The sequence below is a fragment of the Phyllobacterium sp. P5_D12 genome, from assembly GCF_054049495.1.
Genome location: NZ_JBFUMG010001135.1, coordinates 1 through 626 on the forward strand (window position 1 = coordinate 1; position 626 = coordinate 626).

A 626-nucleotide genomic window follows, 5' to 3' on the forward strand; every position below is an offset into this window, starting at 1 on the left:
TTTCATTCCAGCGGCTCTTCGCTTGATTAAAGAGAAAGAAGGCGCGCTGAACCTCGATTTCCTAAAGGATTGGACTGTTCCAAAAGCTCAAGCATGGCTTGAGATGCTGCCTGGCGTCGGACCCAAAATCAGCGCTTACGTCTTAAATACCAGCAGATTGCATATGCCCGCTCTCATTGTCGAGGGCGCGTCGCGAGGCGTCTTGGCCTTATCACCCGTGAGACGCCGTTTGAAAAAGCCGCTTCCTGCGTCGAAAGGCAAATTCCGAACACATGGACAGCCAAAGATCGGGAAGACCATCATTTTATGATCAAGCAGATCGGCTTGGACTTCTGCAAGGATGGCCATTTGAGATGCCCTTTCTGTCCGTTGCGCAACGATTGCGCCTATGGAAAGACGACGATGGAGCGAACGAAACAGCTACGGTAAGGAGCAATCCATCCGGTAGATTGATTTCATCCCGGCGTTTCTCGCGAATGATTGTTTTAGGAATTTGGTTGCGGGGACAGGATTTGCCGTTCGGGATTTCAATCAGTCCACGGGACTGAGCGCCGGATGTCCCTCACCCTTCAGGTTCTGAGCCTGACGGTGGTGGCAGATAGAGTGTGTTGTGTTTTGATCTGGTT

Annotated in this window: 1 pseudogene; it reads left to right on the forward strand. The window is 51.4% G+C overall.

Annotated features, from left to right (window positions below):
- A pseudogene (locus tag ACXJ5O_RS29130) lies at positions 1-310 on the forward strand (hypothetical protein); the annotation flags it as partial.
- Positions 311-626: the final 316 nt, after the last annotated feature.